The following is a 540-nucleotide window of genomic DNA, read 5'->3' on the forward strand; positions in this document are numbered from 1 at the left end:
CCGCCAGGCGGCACGCTCGATCGACGAGGCGTTGATGGGGTCGAGCGTTCTCCCGCGCTGAACCCAGGAGCGTGCAGCGATACTAACGATTGATCGCGGTCGTGGTATCGGTCGCGGCCTTTGGCGGCCATGAGAAATCGTCGGCGCGGCCGGGCGATGCAATCGGTGCCTTGCCCTCGACCACAAGCTTTTCACCGGGCAGGTCCGGATTGGCCTTCGCCGGCGGTGCCGCGCCCAGCAATTCGGAGCCACCGTCGAGTGCCGGATCGCTGAGCAGCATCGGCGCGGTGCGGTCGATAACGATGGGGGCCGCGGCCGGCGCCGGCGCCTCGACAGGTGCGCCCGCCGGAGCGGACGGTGTAATCACGCTTCCAGGCGCGGTCAGGCCGAGGATCTTCAGCAGCGGTTTTTCGGTGTAGAAGGCGAGTTTGCGCTTGCCTGCCTTCGAGACGTTGATGCCGTCATCGGCGCGCAGCCGCACCGGCTGGCCGTTGATGTCGGGGCCGCTGGTGACGAAAGCACCGTTCTCATCGACGAAGC

At 67.2% G+C, this 540-nt stretch carries 1 pseudogene; it reads right to left on the bottom strand.

What is annotated here, in order from left to right:
• Nucleotides 1-82: 82 nt before the first annotated feature.
• Nucleotides 83-540: pseudogene (locus tag EN964_RS36760) on the bottom strand (DUF459 domain-containing protein); the annotation flags it as partial.

It is taken from the genome of Mesorhizobium sp. M7A.F.Ca.CA.001.10.2.1 (genome assembly GCF_003998575.1).
Taxonomy (GTDB): domain Bacteria; phylum Pseudomonadota; class Alphaproteobacteria; order Rhizobiales; family Rhizobiaceae; genus Mesorhizobium.